A 15,680-nucleotide genomic window follows, 5' to 3' on the forward strand; every position below is an offset into this window, starting at 1 on the left:
CGGGAGGGGCGACCATGGCGTACTACCGCAGTGTCGGCAGCGTGCCGCCGAAGCGGCACACCCAGCACCGCACGCCCTCGGGCGGGCTGTACCGCGAGGAGCTGATGGGCGAGGAGGGGTTCTCCTCGGACTCCTCGCTGCTGTACCACTCCGGCACCCCGTCGGCGATCGTCGACGGGACGCCGTGGGACGTGCCGGGGCAGGCGACCGAGGAGCACCGGCCGCTCCTGCCCCGGCACTTCAGGCTGCACGAGCTGGCCGACCCCGACTGGAAGGCCGTGGACGCGGTCACCGGCCGGCGGCTCGTGCTCGGCAACGGCGACGTCCGGATCTCCTATGTGGTCACGGGCGCGCCGTCGCCGCTGTACCGCAACGCGGTCGGCGACGAGTGCGTCTACGTCGAGTCCGGTGCGGCCGTGGTCGAGACGGTGTTCGGGGTGCTGGACGCGCGCCGGGGCGACTACGTCGTCATCCCGCGCGCGACCACGCACCGGTGGGTCCCCACCGGGCCCGAGCCGCTGCGGCTGTACGCGATCGAGGCCAACTCGCACATCACGCCCGCGAAGCGATACCTGTCGCGGTACGGGCAGCTGCTGGAGCACGCCCCGTTCTGCGAGCGGGACCTGCACGGCCCGACCGAGCCGTTCACCGCCGAGGGCGAGGACGTCGAGGTCCTCGTCAAGCACCGCGGCTCGCGCGGGATCACCGGCACCCGCTACGTGTACGCGACGCACCCGTTCGACGTGGTCGGCTGGGACGGGTGCCTGTACCCGTACACCTTCAACGTCGAGGACTTCGAGCCGATCACCGGCCGGGTCCACCAGCCCCCTCCCGCGCACCAGGTGTTCGAGGGCCACAACTTCGTCATCTGCAACTTCGTGCCCCGCAAGGTGGACTACCACCCGCTCGCCGTCCCCGTCCCGTACTACCACTCCAACGTGGACTCCGACGAGGTGATGTTCTACTGCGGCGGCGACTACGAGGCCCGCAAGGGCTCCGGCATCGGGCAGGGCTCGATCAGCCTCCACCCCGGCGGGCACAGCCACGGCCCGCAGCCCGGCGCGATGGAGCGCTCGCTCGGCGCGGAGTTCTTCGACGAGCTCGCGGTCATGGTCGACACGTTCCGGCCCTTGGAACTCGGCGAGGGCGCGACCGCCAGCGAGGACCCCGGCTACGCCTGGACCTGGGCCGGACGGGGGCCGCGTTGATCCCGGCGCTGGCGGCGGGCCTGTGCGACGACGCCGCGGTCTTCCCGCCCGGGAACGCCCCGCTCGCGCTGGCCGTGCGCGCGTACGGCGGGCGGCGGCGCGTCTGGTACGCCGGGCTCGTCGGCCCGCTGGTGCTCCCGGCCGCGGCGCTGTCGCGGCTCGCGCCGCTGATCCCCGAAGGAGAAGCGCCACTGCCGCTCTCGGTCACGTTCCCCGACGGACCTTCGATGATCCCCGCGGCACTGGCGACCGCGGCGCTCCTGCCGGTCGAGGTCCGCTCGGTCGAGGTCGCCGTGCCCCAGGGCACCGGGCCCGGAGCGTTCATGGATGACCTGGACGCGGCGCTCGAAGACGCCCCTGACCTCGACGTCTACGTGGAGGTGCCGCGCGACGGGCGGCGACTCCGCGTGATCGAGGCGATCACCGGCCGCCACCGCGCCAAGTTCCGCACCGGCGGCGTGCGCGCCGACCTGCACCCCGGCGAGGCCGAACTCGCCGAGTCCCTGGCCGCGGCCGTCGCGGCCGGGCTCCCGTTCAAGGCCACCGCCGGGCTGCACCACGCGGTCCGCAACACCGACGCCAGGACCGGGTTCGAGCAGCACGGCTTCCTCAACCTGCTCCTCGCCGCCGACGCGCTCCTGCACGGCCGCAGCGAGACCCATGTCCGCGACCTGCTCGCCGAACGCGACCACGACACCGTCGCCGACCTCGTCGCCGACCTCCAGGACGCGCAGGTGCGCGCCGCTCGGGCGGCGTTCACCTCGTTCGGCACGTGCAGCGTCACCGACCCGCTCGACGAGCTGACCGCGCTGGGCCTGGTCAGCGCCCCCGACCACGCGGCGCCGGACCATGCCGCCGACCGCCCCGCCACCGACCCGACCCACGGAGCCCCATGAGCCGCATCGCGATCCCGGACGGCTCGCCGTTCGGGCCCGACAACCTGCCCTACGGCGTGTTCTCCACGAAGGACGGTTCACGACGCGTGGGCGTGCGCGTCGGCGACACCGTCGCCGACCTCTCGCTCCTGCTCCTCGACCCCGTCTTCGCGGCCCCGACGCTCAACCCGTTCATGGCCCAGGGCCCCCGGCGCTGGGCCGAGGCGCGCGAGCGCGTCCGCTCCGCGATCGAGGGCCCGGTGCCGAAGCAGGCCCTGCACCCGCTCCAGGAGGTGCGCCTCCACATGCCCTTCCAGGTCGGCGACTACGTCGACTTCTACGCCTCCGAGCACCACGCCGCGAACCTCGGCCGCCTCTTCCGGCCCGGCCAGGACCCCCTCATGCCGAACTGGCGGCACCTGCCGGTCGGCTACCACGGCCGCTCCGGCACCGTGGTCGCCTCCGGCACCGGCGTCATCCGCCCCTGCGGCCAGCGCAAGGACCCCGCCGAGGCCGCCCCGACCTTCGGGCCGAGCCGCCGGCTCGACATCGAGGCCGAGCTCGGCTTCGTCGTCGGCGCCGGCTCCGTGCTGGGCGAGCGCATCGGCGTCGACGATTTCGCCGACCACGTCTTCGGCGCGGTCCTGGTCAACGACTGGTCGGCGCGCGACCTCCAGGCCTGGGAGTACGTGCCCCTCGGCCCGCACCTGGGCAAGAGCTTCGCCACGTCGGTGTCGCCGTGGGTGGTGCCGCTCGCGGCCCTGGAGCACGCGCGCGTGCCGCTCCCCGGCCAGATCCCCGCGCCGCTCCCGTACCTGCGCGGCGCCGAGGACTGGGGCCTGGACGTGGACCTCGAGGTCGAGTGGAACGGCGAGCGCGTCTCGCGCCCGCCCTACCGGGAGATGTACTGGTCCCCCGCCCAGATGCTCGCCCACCTCACCGTGAACGGGGCCTCGACGCGCACCGGCGACCTCTTCGCCTCCGGCACGGTCTCGGGCCCCGCCAAGCACCAGCGCGGCGCGTTCATCGAACTCACTTGGGGCGGTTCGGAGCCGGTCACCGTCAAGGGCGAGGAGCGCACGTTTCTCGAAGACGGCGACACCGTCGCCATCACCGCCACCGCACCCGGCCCCGGCGGTTCCCGGATCGGCTTCGGCGAGGTGGCCGGCACGGTCCTCCCGGCCGTGGAGTCCTGACGGGCCCGAACGCGGTCGCGTTCGGGCCCTTGGGGTGTCGCTACCTGGAGCCGTAGGTGAGGCGGCGCAGGAGCACCTCGAACGGGCCGCGGACCCCGGCGCGGGCCATCCAGGCGGCGAGGGCGACCGTGGCGGCCCAGACGAGGACGGCGACGCCGGAGGCGGCGGCGTCGCCGAGGCGGGCGCCGAGGTTCCCCGCGTAGGGGACGAAGATCGCGGTGAAGGCGACCGACTGGAGCAGGTAGCAGGTGAGCGACCGCTGCCCGCAGGCCGCGAGCGCCCGCGTCAGCGGACCCGCGGTCCCGTGCGCGCCGCGGGCGGCGATCAGCGCGACGAGGGCCGCGAGGCCGAGCCCGGTGCCGAGGCCGGTGAGGGAGTGGAGCACGTACGCGGTGATCGCGACGGGCGTGTCCGGGTGCCACAGCTGCGTGTCGGCGAGCATGAGCGGCAGGCCGCCGATCACGCCGACGGCGATGCCGCCGATCGCGGTGCGGCGCAACAGGGGCAGGTGGCGGGAGGGCTCGTCGAGGAGGCGGCGGCGGGCGGCCCAGATGCCGATCGCGAAGGCGGGCACCACGTCGACGACGTAGAACGTGGGCGTCAGCGCCGACCAGACGAGCAGGCGTGCGACGACGGCCTCGAACGGGTCGGCGACGAGGGTCGGCGAGGCGTTCTCGTGTCCGGCGGCGTCGGCCGAGTACCCGGCGGCGGCCACGACGAGGACGTGGAAGACGAGGACGATCCCGGCGGTGCGCAGGAGGGTGCGGTCCTTCGCGGCGAGAAGGCCGGTGAAGACGAGGCCGATGAAGCCGTACGCGGCGAGGATGTCGCCGAAGAACAGCAGGAGGGCGTGCGCGAAGCCGAAGGCGAGGAGCCACCGGGAGCGGCGGCGCACGAGACGCTTCGCCTCGGGCCAGTCCGCCCCGGACGCGCTGCGGCGGTGGACGAGTCGCGCGAGGCCGTAGCCGAACAGGCCGGCGAACATCGGCAGCGCGCGGCCGTCGACGAACAGGACCTGGAGGCCGGCGACGACCCGGTCGAGGGCGCTGCCGTCCACGGCGTAGCCGCGGAAGCCGGTGGTCTCGTGCGCGAGGAACATGTGGGCGTGCGCGAGGGCGATGAACAGGAGCATGGCGCCCCTGGCCAGGTCGGGTGCGAGCGAGCGCTCGGCGACGGGGGTGCTCATAATGGCGGGCGGGGAGAGTGACATCTCGACTCCACGAGTTTTAGGTACACGACTGTATCTAAAGCGATAAGATACATGACTGCAGCTAACATGGGGGAACCGCATGTCCGAGAGCCGAACCCGACGGCGCGGCAAGGACCTCCTCGACGCCATCTACGCGGCCGCGCTCGCCGAAGCCGCCGAGTCCGGGCCCGGCCGGCTCACCATGGACGCCATCGCCAAACGCGCCGCCACGGCCCGCACCACCCTCTACCGGCGCTGGTCCGACCCCATGGACCTCCTCCTCGACGCCCTCGCCGAGGCCCACCCCGTCGAGCAGCCCGCACCTGGAGCGGACGACCTCCGGGGCGACCTCATCGCCTCGCTCCGCCTCATGGTCGACTGGGGCTTCAGCACCGCCGGCCGCGCCGTCATGGCCCTCCTCGCCGACCCCGCCCGCGACCCAGCGATCGTCGAGGCCCTCTGGGAGCGGGTGTTCGACAAGCGCGGCGGCACCTTCACCCAGACCGTCCTGCGCCACTACGCCGCCAACGGCGCCCTCGACCCCGCGCGCCTGACCCCCGTCGTCCTCGACATCGGCGAGGCGATGGTGGCCAAGCGCATCCTGGACACCGGCGGCGCCCCCGACGACGACTACCTCGCCGCCATCGTCGACCAGGCGATCCTCCCCGCAGCGGGCGTCCGGGACGCCTGACGCGGTCCCGGCGGCCCCGATTGCGCTCAGCCGGCGCGGTGCAGGTCGGGGACCTCGGCTCCCGGCTCGAATCCGGCGGAGCGGTAGGCGGCGACCGCGGCGGCGTTGGCGCCCTCGGCGCAGACGGTCGCGCTGGACGCGCCCATCTCCCGCAGGGCGGCCGCGGCGGCGACCGCGATCGCCCGGCCGTGGCCGCGGCCCTGGTGGTCGCCGTGCACGCCGAGCGGTTCGATCAGGCCGGGCCGTCCCGGGCCGGCCGACCAGACGGTCGCGGCCGCGACCGCGGCGCCCTGCTCGTCGTACCCGACGAGGCACCGGGCGTCGGCGTACGCGGGCCCGTCGGCCATGGCGCGCCACCGCTCGGCGCTGAACTTCGATCCCGCGAACGCCGCGCGGTGCACCGCGACCCGGTCATCGACCAGTGCGGGGCCGACCGTCTCGACCCGCAGGCCGCTCGCGGCCACCGGTGCGGCGAGGTCGCGTGCCATGGGGATCCACGGCTCGTCCGGCTTCCACCCGCGCGCCTGCAGCGCCTCCCGGAGCGGGCCCTCCCAGAGCACTTCGGCGCTGGCCTCGCCCTCCGGGAGCACGCCGCCGTCGGGGCGCGTCACGTCGTCGGCCATCTGCCGGGCGAGCTCCTCGTCCTCGCGTGCTTCCGGTGCTACGGCCATCCGCACGAGGTCGGGACCGTCGAGCAGGCCGACGCCGAGCAGCAGGCCGTCGCGGCGCCACGTCCGCAGTGCGGCGGCGGTCCGCTCAGGCCCGGACTGCCAGACGTACCCGACGTCGCCGGCGTGCAGCTGCATCGGGTCGCCTTCGCGCCGCCAGTGCGCCAGCGCGCGCATGATCTCGGGCAGTGCGTCGGGGCGGGGCGTATGGGACCTGGTTGACATCCCGCCATCGAACCCGGTCGGCCGCGTCCCGTCCACCGGTTTTCCCCGCCCCGCTGCGCGGCGGCGCCCGGTCAGGACGGCGGCTGGGGCGCCCGCTGGTCGAGGATCCGGTTGAGGGCGGCGGCGCACAGGGCCTTGGCGTAGCCGAGGTCGTCGACGACGGGGTCGAGCGCGGCCATGATCATGATGACGCGCTGCTCGGTGCCGGCGTCGGCGAGTCTCGGCTCCAGCGCGGCGATGACGTCGTCGAGTTCGCGGTTGGCGCGGGCGTGGGCGCGGTCCATGTGGGCCTGGAGGCCCGGGGGCAGTTCGGTCAAGGCGGCGTGTCCTCTCTCCGAGCCCGCGGAGCGCGAGGCCGGCGTTGCGGACGACCGTATCGCAGCGGGGGCGCGGCGTGAGGACTCTGGAGCGCCGGGCGGCGGACCGGGCGCGCACCCTGGTTGGTGTATCGGTAAATTACGGGGAGTTCGCATCAGTCCACCGAAGGAAGCCCTCATGTCAGAGTCCCGCCGGTCCCCGCTTCCGATCCCGAACGTGGTGATCGCCGACGAGTTCTGGTCGCCGCGGCGCCAGGTCGTGCGCGCCAAGACGCTGCCGCACCAGCAGGAGCGGCTGCGCGAGGGCGGGCCGTTCGCCGCGCTGCGCTTCGAGTGGCGGCCGGACCCCGACGACGACCGCGAGCGGTTCCCGATCTTCTGGGAGTCCGACGTCGCGAAGTGGATCGAGGCCGCCAGCTTCGCGCTGGCCTCCGAGGCCGACCCCGCGCTGGAGGCGGCCGTGGACGAGGCGATCGCGCTGCTCGCCGGCGCCCAGCAGGAGGACGGGTACCTGAACGCGTACTTCACGGCGATCAAGCCGGAGGGCCGCTTCACCGACCTGCGCGACGCGCACGAGCTGTACTGCGCGGGGCACCTCATCGAGGCCGCGGTGGCGCACTTCGAGGCGACCGGCAAGACCTCACTGCTCGACGTCATGCGCCGCTACGCCGACCTCATCGACCGCGAGTTCGGGCCGGGCGGCTCGCACGAGGGCGGCTACGACGGGCACCAGGAGATCGAGCTGGCGCTCGTGAAGCTGTACCGGGCCACCGGGGAGCGGCGGTACCTGGAGCTGTCGCTGCGGCTGACCGACGCCCGCGGCACGACCCCGTTCTTCTTCGACGCCGAGGCGCTCGAGCGCGGGACCCCGGGCTACTGGGGCGGCAACGGCCCGATCGTGCGCTCCGACAAGCGCGGGCGCGAGTACAACCAATCGCACGCGCCCGTGCGCGAGCAGACGGAGGCCGTGGGCCACTCGGTGCGGGCGATGTACCAGTACGCGGCCATGGCCGACCTCGCGCTCGAACTCGGCGACGAGGGCCTGCGGGCGGCGTGCGAGCGGCTGTGGCGCGACCTGGTCGACACGAAGCTCTACGTCACCGGCGGCCTCGGCGCCGACCCGTCGATCGAGGGCTTCGGGCCCGCGTTCCACCTGCCCGACAAGGACGGCTACGCCGAGACCTGCGCGGCGATCGGCCTGGTGTTCTGGGCCCACCGCATGATGCTGCTGACCGGCGAGGCGACCTATGTGGACGTGTTGGAGCGGGCGCTGTACAACGGCGTGCTCTCCGGGGCCTCGGCCGACGGCACCAAGTACTTCTACGGCAACCCGCTCGCCAGCGACGGCACCGTCGAGCGCAGCGACTGGTTCGACTGCGCCTGCTGCCCGCCCAACCTGGCGCGCCTGCTCACCTCCCTGGAGCACTACGTCTACGCCGTCGGGGACGACGGCATCGCGGTGAACCTGTACGTCTCCGGCTCGGCCCGCTTCGAGCTGGGCGGGCAGCGGGTGTCGGTGGCGCAGTCGAGCGCGTTCCCGTGGGACGGCGCCGTGTCCGTCGAGGTCGAGACCGAAGCGCCCCTTCGGTTCGCGCTGCGGCTGCGGCTCCCGGAGTGGACCACCGGCGACGTCGCGATCGAGGTCGACGGGGCCGCCGCGGACTTCGAGGTCGAACGCGGCTACGCCGTGCTCGACCGCACCTGGCGGGGCGGCGAGCGCGTCGGGCTCGTCCTGCCGATGGGCCCGGTCGCCGTCCGCGCCGACGCCCGCGTGGGCGCCGCGCACGGCAAGGTGGCCCTCCAGAAGGGACCGATCGTCCACTGCGTCGAGGAGGTCGACAACGAGGCCCCGGTGCCGCAGCTGGTGATCGCGCGCGGCGGCGAGCCGGCCGTCGAGCACCGCGAGGGCCTCGACCGGATCACCGTGCCGGGCCTGGTCGACGAGCCCGCCGCGGGCGGGCTCTACCGCACCGGGGCGGCTCCGGTGCGCCCCACCGAGATCCGGACCGTGCCGTACTTCGCGTGGGCGAACCGCGGCAAGGGCACGATGGCCGTCTGGGTCCGCGAGTCCCTGTGACCGCGTCGCCGGGCCGGCCCACGGCCGGCCCCGGCGGTGTTCGCACGGTCAGCCCGCCGCGGCCTCCTCGACACGGTCGAGCCACTCGTCCAGGAAGGCGTCCAGCAGGACCGGCTGCTCCAGCTGGAGGTTGTGCCCGGCCCGGTCGAGGACGGCGAAGGTCGCGCGCGGGTAGTGCTCGAGGAGCGCGTACACGTCGGCGTACCCGGTGTTGTCGTCCTGGCGGCCGGTCACGATGAGCGTGGGCCGCTCGAACTTCGCGCCGGACTCCGGCGGGGTGCTCAGCTCGTACCGCCGCGCCACCCGCACCAGCCCCTCGTCGTCGGCCAGCGCCAGACCCGGGGCGATCTCCTCGCGGAAGCGGCGGAACGTCTCCGGGGACTGCACCACCGCGAGATCGCCGTACGAGGCGGCGTCCGCCGGAGGCAGCCCGGCCATGAACTCGGGGTCGGCGGCGATCACGGTGTGGGGCGGGAGGGTCCGCTTGGAGCGGCGGGCCTCCGTCCCGATCGGGCACACCAGGCCGAGGCCGATCACCTGCCCGGGGCGGGCGTTGGCGACGGCGCGGGCGAGGTAGCCGCCGTAGGACTCGCCGACGACGACGAACGGCGCGTCGCCGATCAGGTGGTCCACGAAGCCCTGGACGGCGTCGAGCATGTCGTCCGATCCCCGGTACCGCTCGGTGATCTCCGTCTGCCCCATGCCGGGGAGGTCGGGGTACAGGCGGCGGTAGGGGCGCCCGCCGGGGCGCGCGGCGGCCCGGCGGGCGAAGAACGGCTCCATGAAGCCGGTCATGAGGCGGTGGTCGGGGGTCCAGCCGTGGATCGCGAGGACGGGGGACCCGCTCCCGTGCGCGGCGAAGTGCATTGGCATGACCGCAACACTAGGAGCCGGGTTCAAGGCGGCCCGGGGTCAGGGAAGCAGTTCCGCGATGAGGCGCTCGACGAGCCGGCCGAGCGGACCTCGACGCGGTCGCCCGCGAGGTGGGCGAGCCACCCGGCGGCCATCTGGGAGCGCCCGGCGTTGTGGACCCAGACGAAGAGCACGGACGGCTTGGCGGACATGGCGTTCCTTTGCGTTCGACGGTGCGGCGGCGGAGTCCGAGTGGCTCGAGGTCCGCCTGTATTCAAACAGGCGACGCGTCAGCCGCAGCACCCGCCGCTGGCCTTGACCTGCGGAAGTTCGACGCGCTGCCCGGCCCGGCCGTGGAGGACTCCGGTCGCCAGGCCGCGCGCGGGCACGGCCACCGGCTCCTCGACCGCGGGTGTCCCGCAGCCCGAGGCGGCGGTGCCGCAACCGGACTCGGCCTCGCCCGCCGCGTCCGCGCTGCTGCCGCAGCAGCCGGAGCCTGCTGAGGCGTCGGTGATGCTGGTGTCGTCAAGGGCCCGGGAGGAGGAGCAGACGCCGGTCTCGGGCAGGTCGAGCTCGACCCGCTCGGCGGCCTCGCGGTCCCCGGCGAGGGCGGCGGCGATGGAGCGGACCTGCTCGTAGCCGGTGGCGAGCAGGAACGTCGGGGCCCTTCCGTAGGACTTGACGCCGGCGATGTAGAACCCCTCGTCGGGGTGGGCGAGGTGGGCCTCGCCGTGGGCGGGGACGGTGCCGCAGGAATGGAAGTTCGGGTCGATGAGCGACGCGATCCGGCTCGGCGCCTCCACCACGCTGTCGAGGTCGAGGCGGACCTCGCGCAGCATCTCAAGGTCGGGGCGGAACCCGGTCGCGGCCGCGACCTGGTCGACCTCGATCTCCACCGCAAGGCTCCCGGTGGAGCCGTGGATCGCCACGGACCCGTCCGGGCGGGTGGTGAAGGAGCGGATCGTGAAGCCGGTGACCAGCTCGACCGCGCCGGACTCGACGAGGTGGCGCAGGCGGGTGCCGATGGTGCCGCGCGCGGGAAGCGCGTCGGCCGAGCCGCCGCCGTAGACCTTGCCCGGGTCGGTGCCCCGGATCGCCCACATGACCGTCGTGCCCGGCTCGGCCTCGGCCAGCTCGGCGAGGAGGAGCAGGGTGTTGGCGGCGGAGTGCCCGGCGCCGACGACGAGGGTCCGCTTGCCCGCGAAGCGGTCGCGGTCGGCGCCGTGCACGTCGGGCAGCGGCCCGGCCTGCCAGGGGGCGGCGGCGTCCTCACCGGCGGCGGGCAGGCCGTGGGCGCCGAGCGGGTTGCGGTGGGACCACACGCCGGAGGCGTCGATGACCGCGTCGGCGATCACGTCCTCGGTCTCGCCGGTGTCGGAGACGGTGCGCAGCAGGTAGGGGCGGCCGTCGCGGTCGACGGTGTTCGTCTTGTCCACGCCCAGGCGGGCGACGCCGACCACGCGGGTGCCGTAGCGGACGTGCTCGTCGAGGACCTTCCCCAGGGGTGCGAGGTAGTCGGCGACGAGCTCGGCGCCGGTCGGCAGGCGATCGGGGTCGGGGGCCGTCCACCCGGTGGCTTCGAGCAGGCGGCGGGCGGCGGGGTCGATGTCGAAGCGCCAGGGCGAGAACAGGCGGATGTGCCCCCACCGGCCGATCACCGCGCCCGGGCCGTCCCCGGCCTCGAGGACGATCGGGGTGAGCCCGCGCTCGACCAGGTGCGCGGCGGCCGCCAGGCCCACCGGCCCGGCGCCGATCACGGCCACGGTGCGGGTCTGGGGGCCTTCGGGGTTCGACATGGGGTCCTCCCGGATCGGGGGCGGTCGCGCGGATCGCGACTGCATCAGTTGATCTAAGTAATATCAGTGATTGCTGTTGATGGCAAGTTCCGTGGTTTAATGGTGTGATGGCCACCCGGATCGAACTCCAGCCGAAGCCGGTCGCGACCGGGCCCGACGCGGCCCTGATCGACCGCGCCCGCGACCTCGCCCCGCAGTTCAAAGCCCTCGCCGACGAGAACCGGCTCGCGATCGTGCTCCTGCTCTCCGAACGCGACCGCACGGTACGTGAACTCACCGAGGCCACCGGCCTGGCCCAGACCCTCGTCTCCCACCACCTCGCGCCCCTGCGCGAGCTCGGCCTGGTGACCGTGACCCCCAAGGGCCGCAGCAACATCTACGCACTGTGCTGCGACGCGTTCACCGGCCCGATGCGGGCCCTCGCCGGACTCTCGAACGCCGCCGACGGCTGCTGACGGCGAGCGGGCCCGGAACGCCCTTCCGGGCCCGCTTGTCGTCAGGCCGCTTCGACCAGGTCCCGTCGGCGGGACCGGAGGGTCGCGGCGGCGGCCAGGGCGGCGGCCAGCGCGATCGCCGCGGCGGCGATGAAGGCCGCGGAGAAGCCGCTGGTGAGCGCGGCCGGGTCGCCGACCTCGTCGGCGCCGAAGGGCACCGCGACGGCGGTGACGACGGCGAGGCCGAGCGCGGAGCCGATCTGGTAGCTCGTGTTGACGATGCCCGAGGCGAGCCCGCCCTGCTCGGGGCGGGCGCTGGAGATGGCCGTCCGGAGCGAGGGGATGAACGCCAGCGACATGCCGAGCGCGGCGACGAGCGAGGCGGGCAGCACGTCGGCGGCGTACGTCCCGTCGGGGCGGACGAGGGCCAGCCAGCCCAGGCCCGCGGCGAGGAGGACCAGGCCGGTGACGATCATCGCCTTGGGGCCGAAGCGGTCCGTCAGGCGCGGGGCGACGACGACCATGCCGACCATGATGAGCGCGGTCATCGGCAGGAGGGCCGCCCCGGAGGGGAAGGCCGAGTAGCCGAGGACCTGCTGCAGGTAGAGGTTCAGGAAGAACCACATCGGGATCCAGGCGGCGCCGAGGAGGAGCTGCGCGAGGTTCGCGGCACCCAGGTCCGGGACCCTGAAGATCGACGGCGGCATCAGCGGCTCGCGGCGCTTCGCCTGCACCGCGAGGAAGGCCGCGAGCAGGACCGCCGCGGCGACGAGGGCGCCCCAGGTCTGGGGGCTCGCCCAGCCGGCTTCGGGCGCGCGGACGATCGCGAAGACCGCGCCGCCCAGGCCGAGCGTGGCGAGGAGGGCGCCGATCGCGTCGATCGAGCCGCGGGTGCCGGCGCCGCCGGGCAGCAGCGCTGGGGCGGCGGCCACGGCGAGGGCCGCGATCGGGAGGTTGATGTAGAACACCCAGGGCCACGAGGCGTACTCGGTGATGACGCCGCCGAGGAAGACCCCGGCGGTGCCGCCCGCGGGGGCGGCCGCGCCGTAGACCGCGAACGCCTTCATGAGCTCTTTCGGGTTGCCGCCGAACAGCATCATGAGCAGGGTCAGGGCCGAGGGCGCGATGAGCGCGGCGCCGACGCCCTGGACCGCGCGTCCGGTCAGCTCGACGGCCGCGTCGGACGCGAGCCCGGCGGCGAGCGATCCGGCCGCGAGGACGATCCAGCCGAGGCTGAAGACGCGCCGGGCTCCGAGGAGATCGGAGAGCCGCCCCCCGAGCAGGAGCAGACCGCCGAAGACGACGACGTAGGCGTTGAAGACCCACGAGAGGCGCTCCTGCGTGAAGCCGAGGTCGGCCTGCATCTTCGGCAGGGCGACACCGATGATCGAGGTGTCCATGATGACCATGAACTGGGCCAGGGCGATGAGCGCGAGTGCGTACCAGCGCCGCGAGGCCGGCGGTGTGGGCGTGCGTGACATGACCGCTCCTAAATACGGGTGGGGGGTATAGCGCGGGCGCGCTGTGCCCATGGGGCCGAACCGCTTCGAAGGCGAAGCGGCGGGCGGCCGGTCGGCCGCCCGCCATTTCTAACATACCCCCCGGGGGTATATCAAGCCACGGGTGCGGGTGATGCCGGGCACGCGGGCGCCCGCTCCCAGCCCGCCTCCCACAGCTCGTCGGCGACCTCCTCGGCCACGTGTAGCGCGTCGACGAGCACGTGCACCTGCCCGCGCTCGGGCGTGACGTCCGCGTTGACCACGCCGGTGAGACCGATCAGCCTGGCCCGCAACCGGTCGACGCAGTGCGCGCAGGTGTCCGCGGTCAGGGCCGCGAGCCGGAACGCGACGAGGCTGTAGTCGACGGCGATCATGTCGTCCTCCTCCATGGGACGGCCCGGGACACGGATACCCGCGGTGGGTATCTTGGGGGCCGCCAGTCGCAATGCTCGCGGCCACCGGGACCCGCGTCCACGAAATCGCCTGTCCGGTCCCCGCCATGACGTGAACCGGACATGACGCGAAGGAGACCGATGGACGACCGCCCGACCTCTACGGTGGAAGACGCTGCCGCACAAGAGGTGTACCGCCTCATGCGGCTCGATGCGATCACATTGGAGCAGGCGGTGGAGCGCGCCGGGCTGCCGCGCACCGAGATCGCGGACGTCCGCCGCCGCCTCGCCGGCCTCGGCCTGCTCGACGGCACCGCCGACGTCGTCGTCGACGCCGCGGCCGCGCTCAGCCGCATGCTCGGCGACGGCCGCGACCGGCTCGCCGAGGCGCTCCGCCTCGTGACCGAGCGCCAGCACGACGCGCTGACCCTCGCGGGCGGGTACCTCAGCGTCGCCGCCGAGACCCGCGGGGGCGCCGTCGAGATCATGCCCCGCGACGGGCACTTCCGGTCCCGCATGGAGTCGATCCTGGAGCACGCCGCGGACACGACCAGGCGCGAGCTGGTCGCCATGCACCCGCACGCGGTCTGGGACGAGCGGTTCTTCGAGGTCGCCCTGGAGCGCACGCGCCGCCAGCGCGAGAAGGGCGTCGCGATCAGGACCCTCTACTCGCAGCAGACGCTGCGGGACGCGTCGCTGCGGGAGTACATGCGGCGCAAGGCGGAGCTGGGCATGGAGATCAAGGCGGCGCCGATCACGCCGATCCGGATGCTGGTCTACGACCGGGAGTTCGCGATCGTCGACGCCCCGCGCGACGACGACATCGGCGCGATCCTCATCCGCGACAGGCTCCTCGCCGAGCCGCTGGTGGACTTCTTCGAGTACTGCTGGATCACCGCCTCGGACCTCGACGACGTCGTGCGCAGCACGGACGACTCCAGGCTCACCGGCCAGCAGCGGGCCGTGCTCCGGCTCCTCGCCTCGGGCGCGAAGGACGAGGCGATCGCGCGCGGGCTCGAGGTCTCGGTGCGCACGGTGACACGGATCGTCGCGGAGCTCTCCGCCCAGCTCGGGGCCACCAGCCGCTTCCAGGCCGGCGTCAAGGCGGCCCGGCTCGGATGGCTCGACTGAGCGTCAGCGGAGCTGAGTGTTCACCCCTGGATGCCCCGCTGACGCCTCGCCCACTGTACTACTATGCGACTTAGTAGATGGCTGCGGCCCCGCGGCCGGCACCCCGACCCCTCCTGAAACCGAAGGGCCTCTTCGTGAAGCAGTCGCGCGCCCGCCGCCGGTGGACCTCCCTGGCCGTCACCGGCGGCCTCATCGCCGCCTCGGTCGGCCCGGCCCCGGCCTGGGCCCAGCAGGACCCCTCCGAGATCAACGACGAGATCGACGCCCTGGACGAGGACCTCGGCGCCGCCGTCGAGGAGTACAACCGGCTCGCGCAGGAGGCCGACGACAACCGCGAGCTCATCGACGCCACCCGGACCTCCCTCGACGCCGCCGAGACCGACCTCGCCGACCTGCGCGGGCGGCTCGCCGACTACTTCACCGCGACGCACGTCGGCCAGGGCGTCGGCGACGCGGCCGCCCTCCTCGACGCCGGCTCCCCCGACGCGTTCGTCGAGCGCGCCGACCGCCTCAACGCCGCGAACCTCTACGACTTCGCCCTCATCGACGAGCTGGAGGCCGCCTCGACCGAGTACACGGCCCAGCTCGACCTCCTCGCCGACCTGCAGACCGACCTCGAAGCCCAGGAGGCCGAACTCGAGACCGCCGCGGTCGAGCTCACCGAGCGGATGGCCGACCTCGAGGAGGAGTGGGCCACCGCCGCGGGCGAGGAGGTGGCCGAGTTCGACGAGTTCGACCTGCCCCGCATGACCGACGACGAGTACGCCGTCGTCTCGGCCGCCCTGGCCCAGCGCGGCGAGCAGTACGTCTACGGCTCCGCCGGCCCCGACACCTGGGACTGCTCCGGGCTCGTCATGGGCGCCTACGCCCAGATCGGCGTCGACCTGCCCCACAACGCCGCCGCGCAGTACGCCCAGTCCGCCAGGATCAGCCGCGACGAGCTCCGCCCGGGCGACCTGGTGTTCTACAACGACCTCTCGCACATGGGGATGTACATCGGCAACGGCTTGATCATCCACGCCCCCAACTCCTCCACCGTGGTGAAGATCGTCGAGGTCGACCACGGCAACGTCTACTACGGCGCGGGCACGATCCTGCACTAGCGCCGCCCGGCGGACGCGCCGCCGGGC

General features: G+C 73.7%; 15 protein-coding genes and 1 pseudogene. 8 read left to right on the forward strand and 8 right to left on the reverse strand.

The features are described from left to right. The first annotated feature begins 14 nt into the window (after window positions 1-14). Genes ABD419_RS00310 through fahA form a run of 3 tightly spaced genes read left to right on the forward strand, consistent with a single transcriptional unit; the run spans window position 15 to window position 3,279 of the window. Window positions 15-1,208, forward strand: a complete 1,194-nt coding sequence (locus tag ABD419_RS00310) for a homogentisate 1,2-dioxygenase (RefSeq protein WP_344480270.1) — start codon at window positions 15-17, stop codon at window positions 1,206-1,208. Then, window positions 1,205-2,104, forward strand: coding sequence for a hypothetical protein (locus ABD419_RS00315; RefSeq protein ID WP_344480273.1), 900 nt, complete (start codon window positions 1,205-1,207; stop codon window positions 2,102-2,104). The genes ABD419_RS00310 and ABD419_RS00315 overlap by 4 nt, the downstream gene beginning before the upstream one ends. Further along, the gene (gene fahA / locus ABD419_RS00320; protein WP_344480276.1) at window positions 2,101-3,279 is read left to right on the forward strand and encodes a fumarylacetoacetase; all 1,179 of its coding nucleotides are present in this window, start codon (window positions 2,101-2,103) and stop codon (window positions 3,277-3,279) included. The genes ABD419_RS00315 and fahA overlap by 4 nt, the downstream gene beginning before the upstream one ends. A 40-nt stretch (window positions 3,280-3,319) precedes the next feature. Here fahA and ABD419_RS00325 read toward each other — a convergent pair whose 3' ends face one another. Continuing rightward, complete coding sequence (locus ABD419_RS00325; RefSeq protein ID WP_344480279.1) at window positions 3,320-4,465, reverse strand: DUF418 domain-containing protein; 1,146 nt, start codon at window positions 4,463-4,465, stop codon at window positions 3,320-3,322. A gap of 103 nt (window positions 4,466-4,568) precedes the next feature. Between ABD419_RS00325 and ABD419_RS00330 the strand changes: the two genes are divergently transcribed. Continuing rightward, window positions 4,569-5,159, forward strand: coding sequence for a TetR/AcrR family transcriptional regulator (locus ABD419_RS00330; RefSeq protein WP_344480282.1), 591 nt, complete (start codon window positions 4,569-4,571; stop codon window positions 5,157-5,159). A 26-nt stretch (window positions 5,160-5,185) separates the two neighbouring features. On the opposite strand, the gene ABD419_RS00335 is transcribed toward ABD419_RS00330, so the two are convergent. Continuing rightward, entirely contained in the window at window positions 5,186-6,052 is an 867-nt protein-coding gene (locus tag ABD419_RS00335; protein ID WP_344480285.1) for a GNAT family N-acetyltransferase, read from the reverse strand. A 71-nt stretch (window positions 6,053-6,123) separates the two neighbouring features. Beyond that, entirely contained in the window at window positions 6,124-6,369 is a 246-nt protein-coding gene (locus tag ABD419_RS00340; RefSeq protein ID WP_344480288.1) for a hypothetical protein, read from the reverse strand. Window positions 6,370-6,547: 178 nt separating this feature from the next. Between ABD419_RS00340 and ABD419_RS00345 the strand changes: the two genes are divergently transcribed. Continuing rightward, window positions 6,548-8,446, forward strand: a complete 1,899-nt coding sequence (locus tag ABD419_RS00345) for a glycoside hydrolase family 127 protein (RefSeq protein WP_344480291.1) — start codon at window positions 6,548-6,550, stop codon at window positions 8,444-8,446. Between the two features lie 48 nt (window positions 8,447-8,494). Here the strand turns inward: ABD419_RS00345 and ABD419_RS00350 are convergent, their stop codons facing one another. From ABD419_RS00350 to ABD419_RS00360, 3 genes and pseudogenes are all read right to left on the reverse strand, one after another. Continuing rightward, window positions 8,495-9,319 (reverse strand): alpha/beta fold hydrolase, encoded by an 825-nt coding sequence (locus ABD419_RS00350; protein ID WP_344480294.1) that lies wholly within the window; start codon window positions 9,317-9,319, stop codon window positions 8,495-8,497. Window positions 9,320-9,369: 50 nt separating this feature from the next. Continuing rightward, window positions 9,370-9,510, reverse strand: a pseudogene (locus ABD419_RS00355) (heat-shock protein HtpX); the annotation flags it as partial. A gap of 78 nt (window positions 9,511-9,588) precedes the next feature. Next, a complete protein-coding gene (locus ABD419_RS00360; protein WP_344480297.1) occupies window positions 9,589-11,094 on the reverse strand; it encodes an FAD-dependent oxidoreductase in 1,506 nt (501 codons plus the stop codon). Between the two features lie 107 nt (window positions 11,095-11,201). On the opposite strand from ABD419_RS00360, the gene ABD419_RS00365 reads away from it, so the two are divergent. After that, window positions 11,202-11,549: an ArsR/SmtB family transcription factor gene (locus ABD419_RS00365; RefSeq protein WP_344480300.1), complete on the forward strand. Its 348-nt coding sequence runs from the start codon at window positions 11,202-11,204 to the stop codon at window positions 11,547-11,549. A 41-nt stretch (window positions 11,550-11,590) separates the two neighbouring features. Here the strand turns inward: ABD419_RS00365 and ABD419_RS00370 are convergent, their stop codons facing one another. Beyond that, a complete protein-coding gene (locus ABD419_RS00370; RefSeq protein ID WP_344480303.1) occupies window positions 11,591-13,009 on the reverse strand; it encodes an MFS transporter in 1,419 nt (472 codons plus the stop codon). 131 nt (window positions 13,010-13,140) lie between these two features. Continuing rightward, window positions 13,141-13,401, reverse strand: coding sequence for a heavy metal-associated domain-containing protein (locus tag ABD419_RS00375; protein ID WP_344480306.1), 261 nt, complete (start codon window positions 13,399-13,401; stop codon window positions 13,141-13,143). A 159-nt stretch (window positions 13,402-13,560) separates the two neighbouring features. Here ABD419_RS00375 and ABD419_RS00380 point away from each other — a divergent pair, with 159 nt between their 5' ends. Both ABD419_RS00380 and ABD419_RS00385 read left to right on the forward strand, forming a co-directional pair. Continuing rightward, a complete protein-coding gene (locus ABD419_RS00380; RefSeq protein WP_344480309.1) occupies window positions 13,561-14,550 on the forward strand; it encodes a helix-turn-helix transcriptional regulator in 990 nt (329 codons plus the stop codon). A gap of 134 nt (window positions 14,551-14,684) precedes the next feature. After that, window positions 14,685-15,653 carry a C40 family peptidase gene (locus ABD419_RS00385; protein ID WP_344480313.1) on the forward strand — a complete coding sequence of 323 codons (969 nt, stop codon included), beginning with the start codon at window positions 14,685-14,687 and terminating at the stop codon, window positions 15,651-15,653. Window positions 15,654-15,680: the final 27 nt, after the last annotated feature.

The organism is Glycomyces endophyticus (assembly GCF_039531525.1).
GTDB classification, from domain to species: Bacteria; Actinomycetota; Actinomycetes; order Mycobacteriales; family Micromonosporaceae; genus Glycomyces; species Glycomyces endophyticus.

Coding starts and splice junctions, on each gene's coding strand:
- fahA (WP_344480276.1), top strand. CDS start 2,101: ATGAGCCGCATCGCGATCCCGGACGGCTCGCCGTTCGGGCCCGACAAC.
- ABD419_RS00365 (WP_344480300.1), top strand. CDS start 11,202: ATGGCCACCCGGATCGAACTCCAGCCGAAGCCGGTCGCGACCGGGCCC.
- ABD419_RS00350 (WP_344480294.1), bottom strand. CDS start 9,319: ATGCCAATGCACTTCGCCGCGCACGGGAGCGGGTCCCCCGTCCTCGCG.
- ABD419_RS00325 (WP_344480279.1), bottom strand. CDS start 4,465: ATGAGCACCCCCGTCGCCGAGCGCTCGCTCGCACCCGACCTGGCCAGG.
- ABD419_RS00335 (WP_344480285.1), bottom strand. CDS start 6,052: ATGTCAACCAGGTCCCATACGCCCCGCCCCGACGCACTGCCCGAGATC.
- ABD419_RS00360 (WP_344480297.1), bottom strand. CDS start 11,094: ATGTCGAACCCCGAAGGCCCCCAGACCCGCACCGTGGCCGTGATCGGC.
- ABD419_RS00330 (WP_344480282.1), top strand. CDS start 4,569: ATGTCCGAGAGCCGAACCCGACGGCGCGGCAAGGACCTCCTCGACGCC.
- ABD419_RS00310 (WP_344480270.1), top strand. CDS start 15: ATGGCGTACTACCGCAGTGTCGGCAGCGTGCCGCCGAAGCGGCACACC.
- ABD419_RS00380 (WP_344480309.1), top strand. CDS start 13,561: ATGGACGACCGCCCGACCTCTACGGTGGAAGACGCTGCCGCACAAGAG.
- ABD419_RS00375 (WP_344480306.1), bottom strand. CDS start 13,401: ATGATCGCCGTCGACTACAGCCTCGTCGCGTTCCGGCTCGCGGCCCTG.
- ABD419_RS00370 (WP_344480303.1), bottom strand. CDS start 13,009: ATGTCACGCACGCCCACACCGCCGGCCTCGCGGCGCTGGTACGCACTC.
- ABD419_RS00345 (WP_344480291.1), top strand. CDS start 6,548: ATGTCAGAGTCCCGCCGGTCCCCGCTTCCGATCCCGAACGTGGTGATC.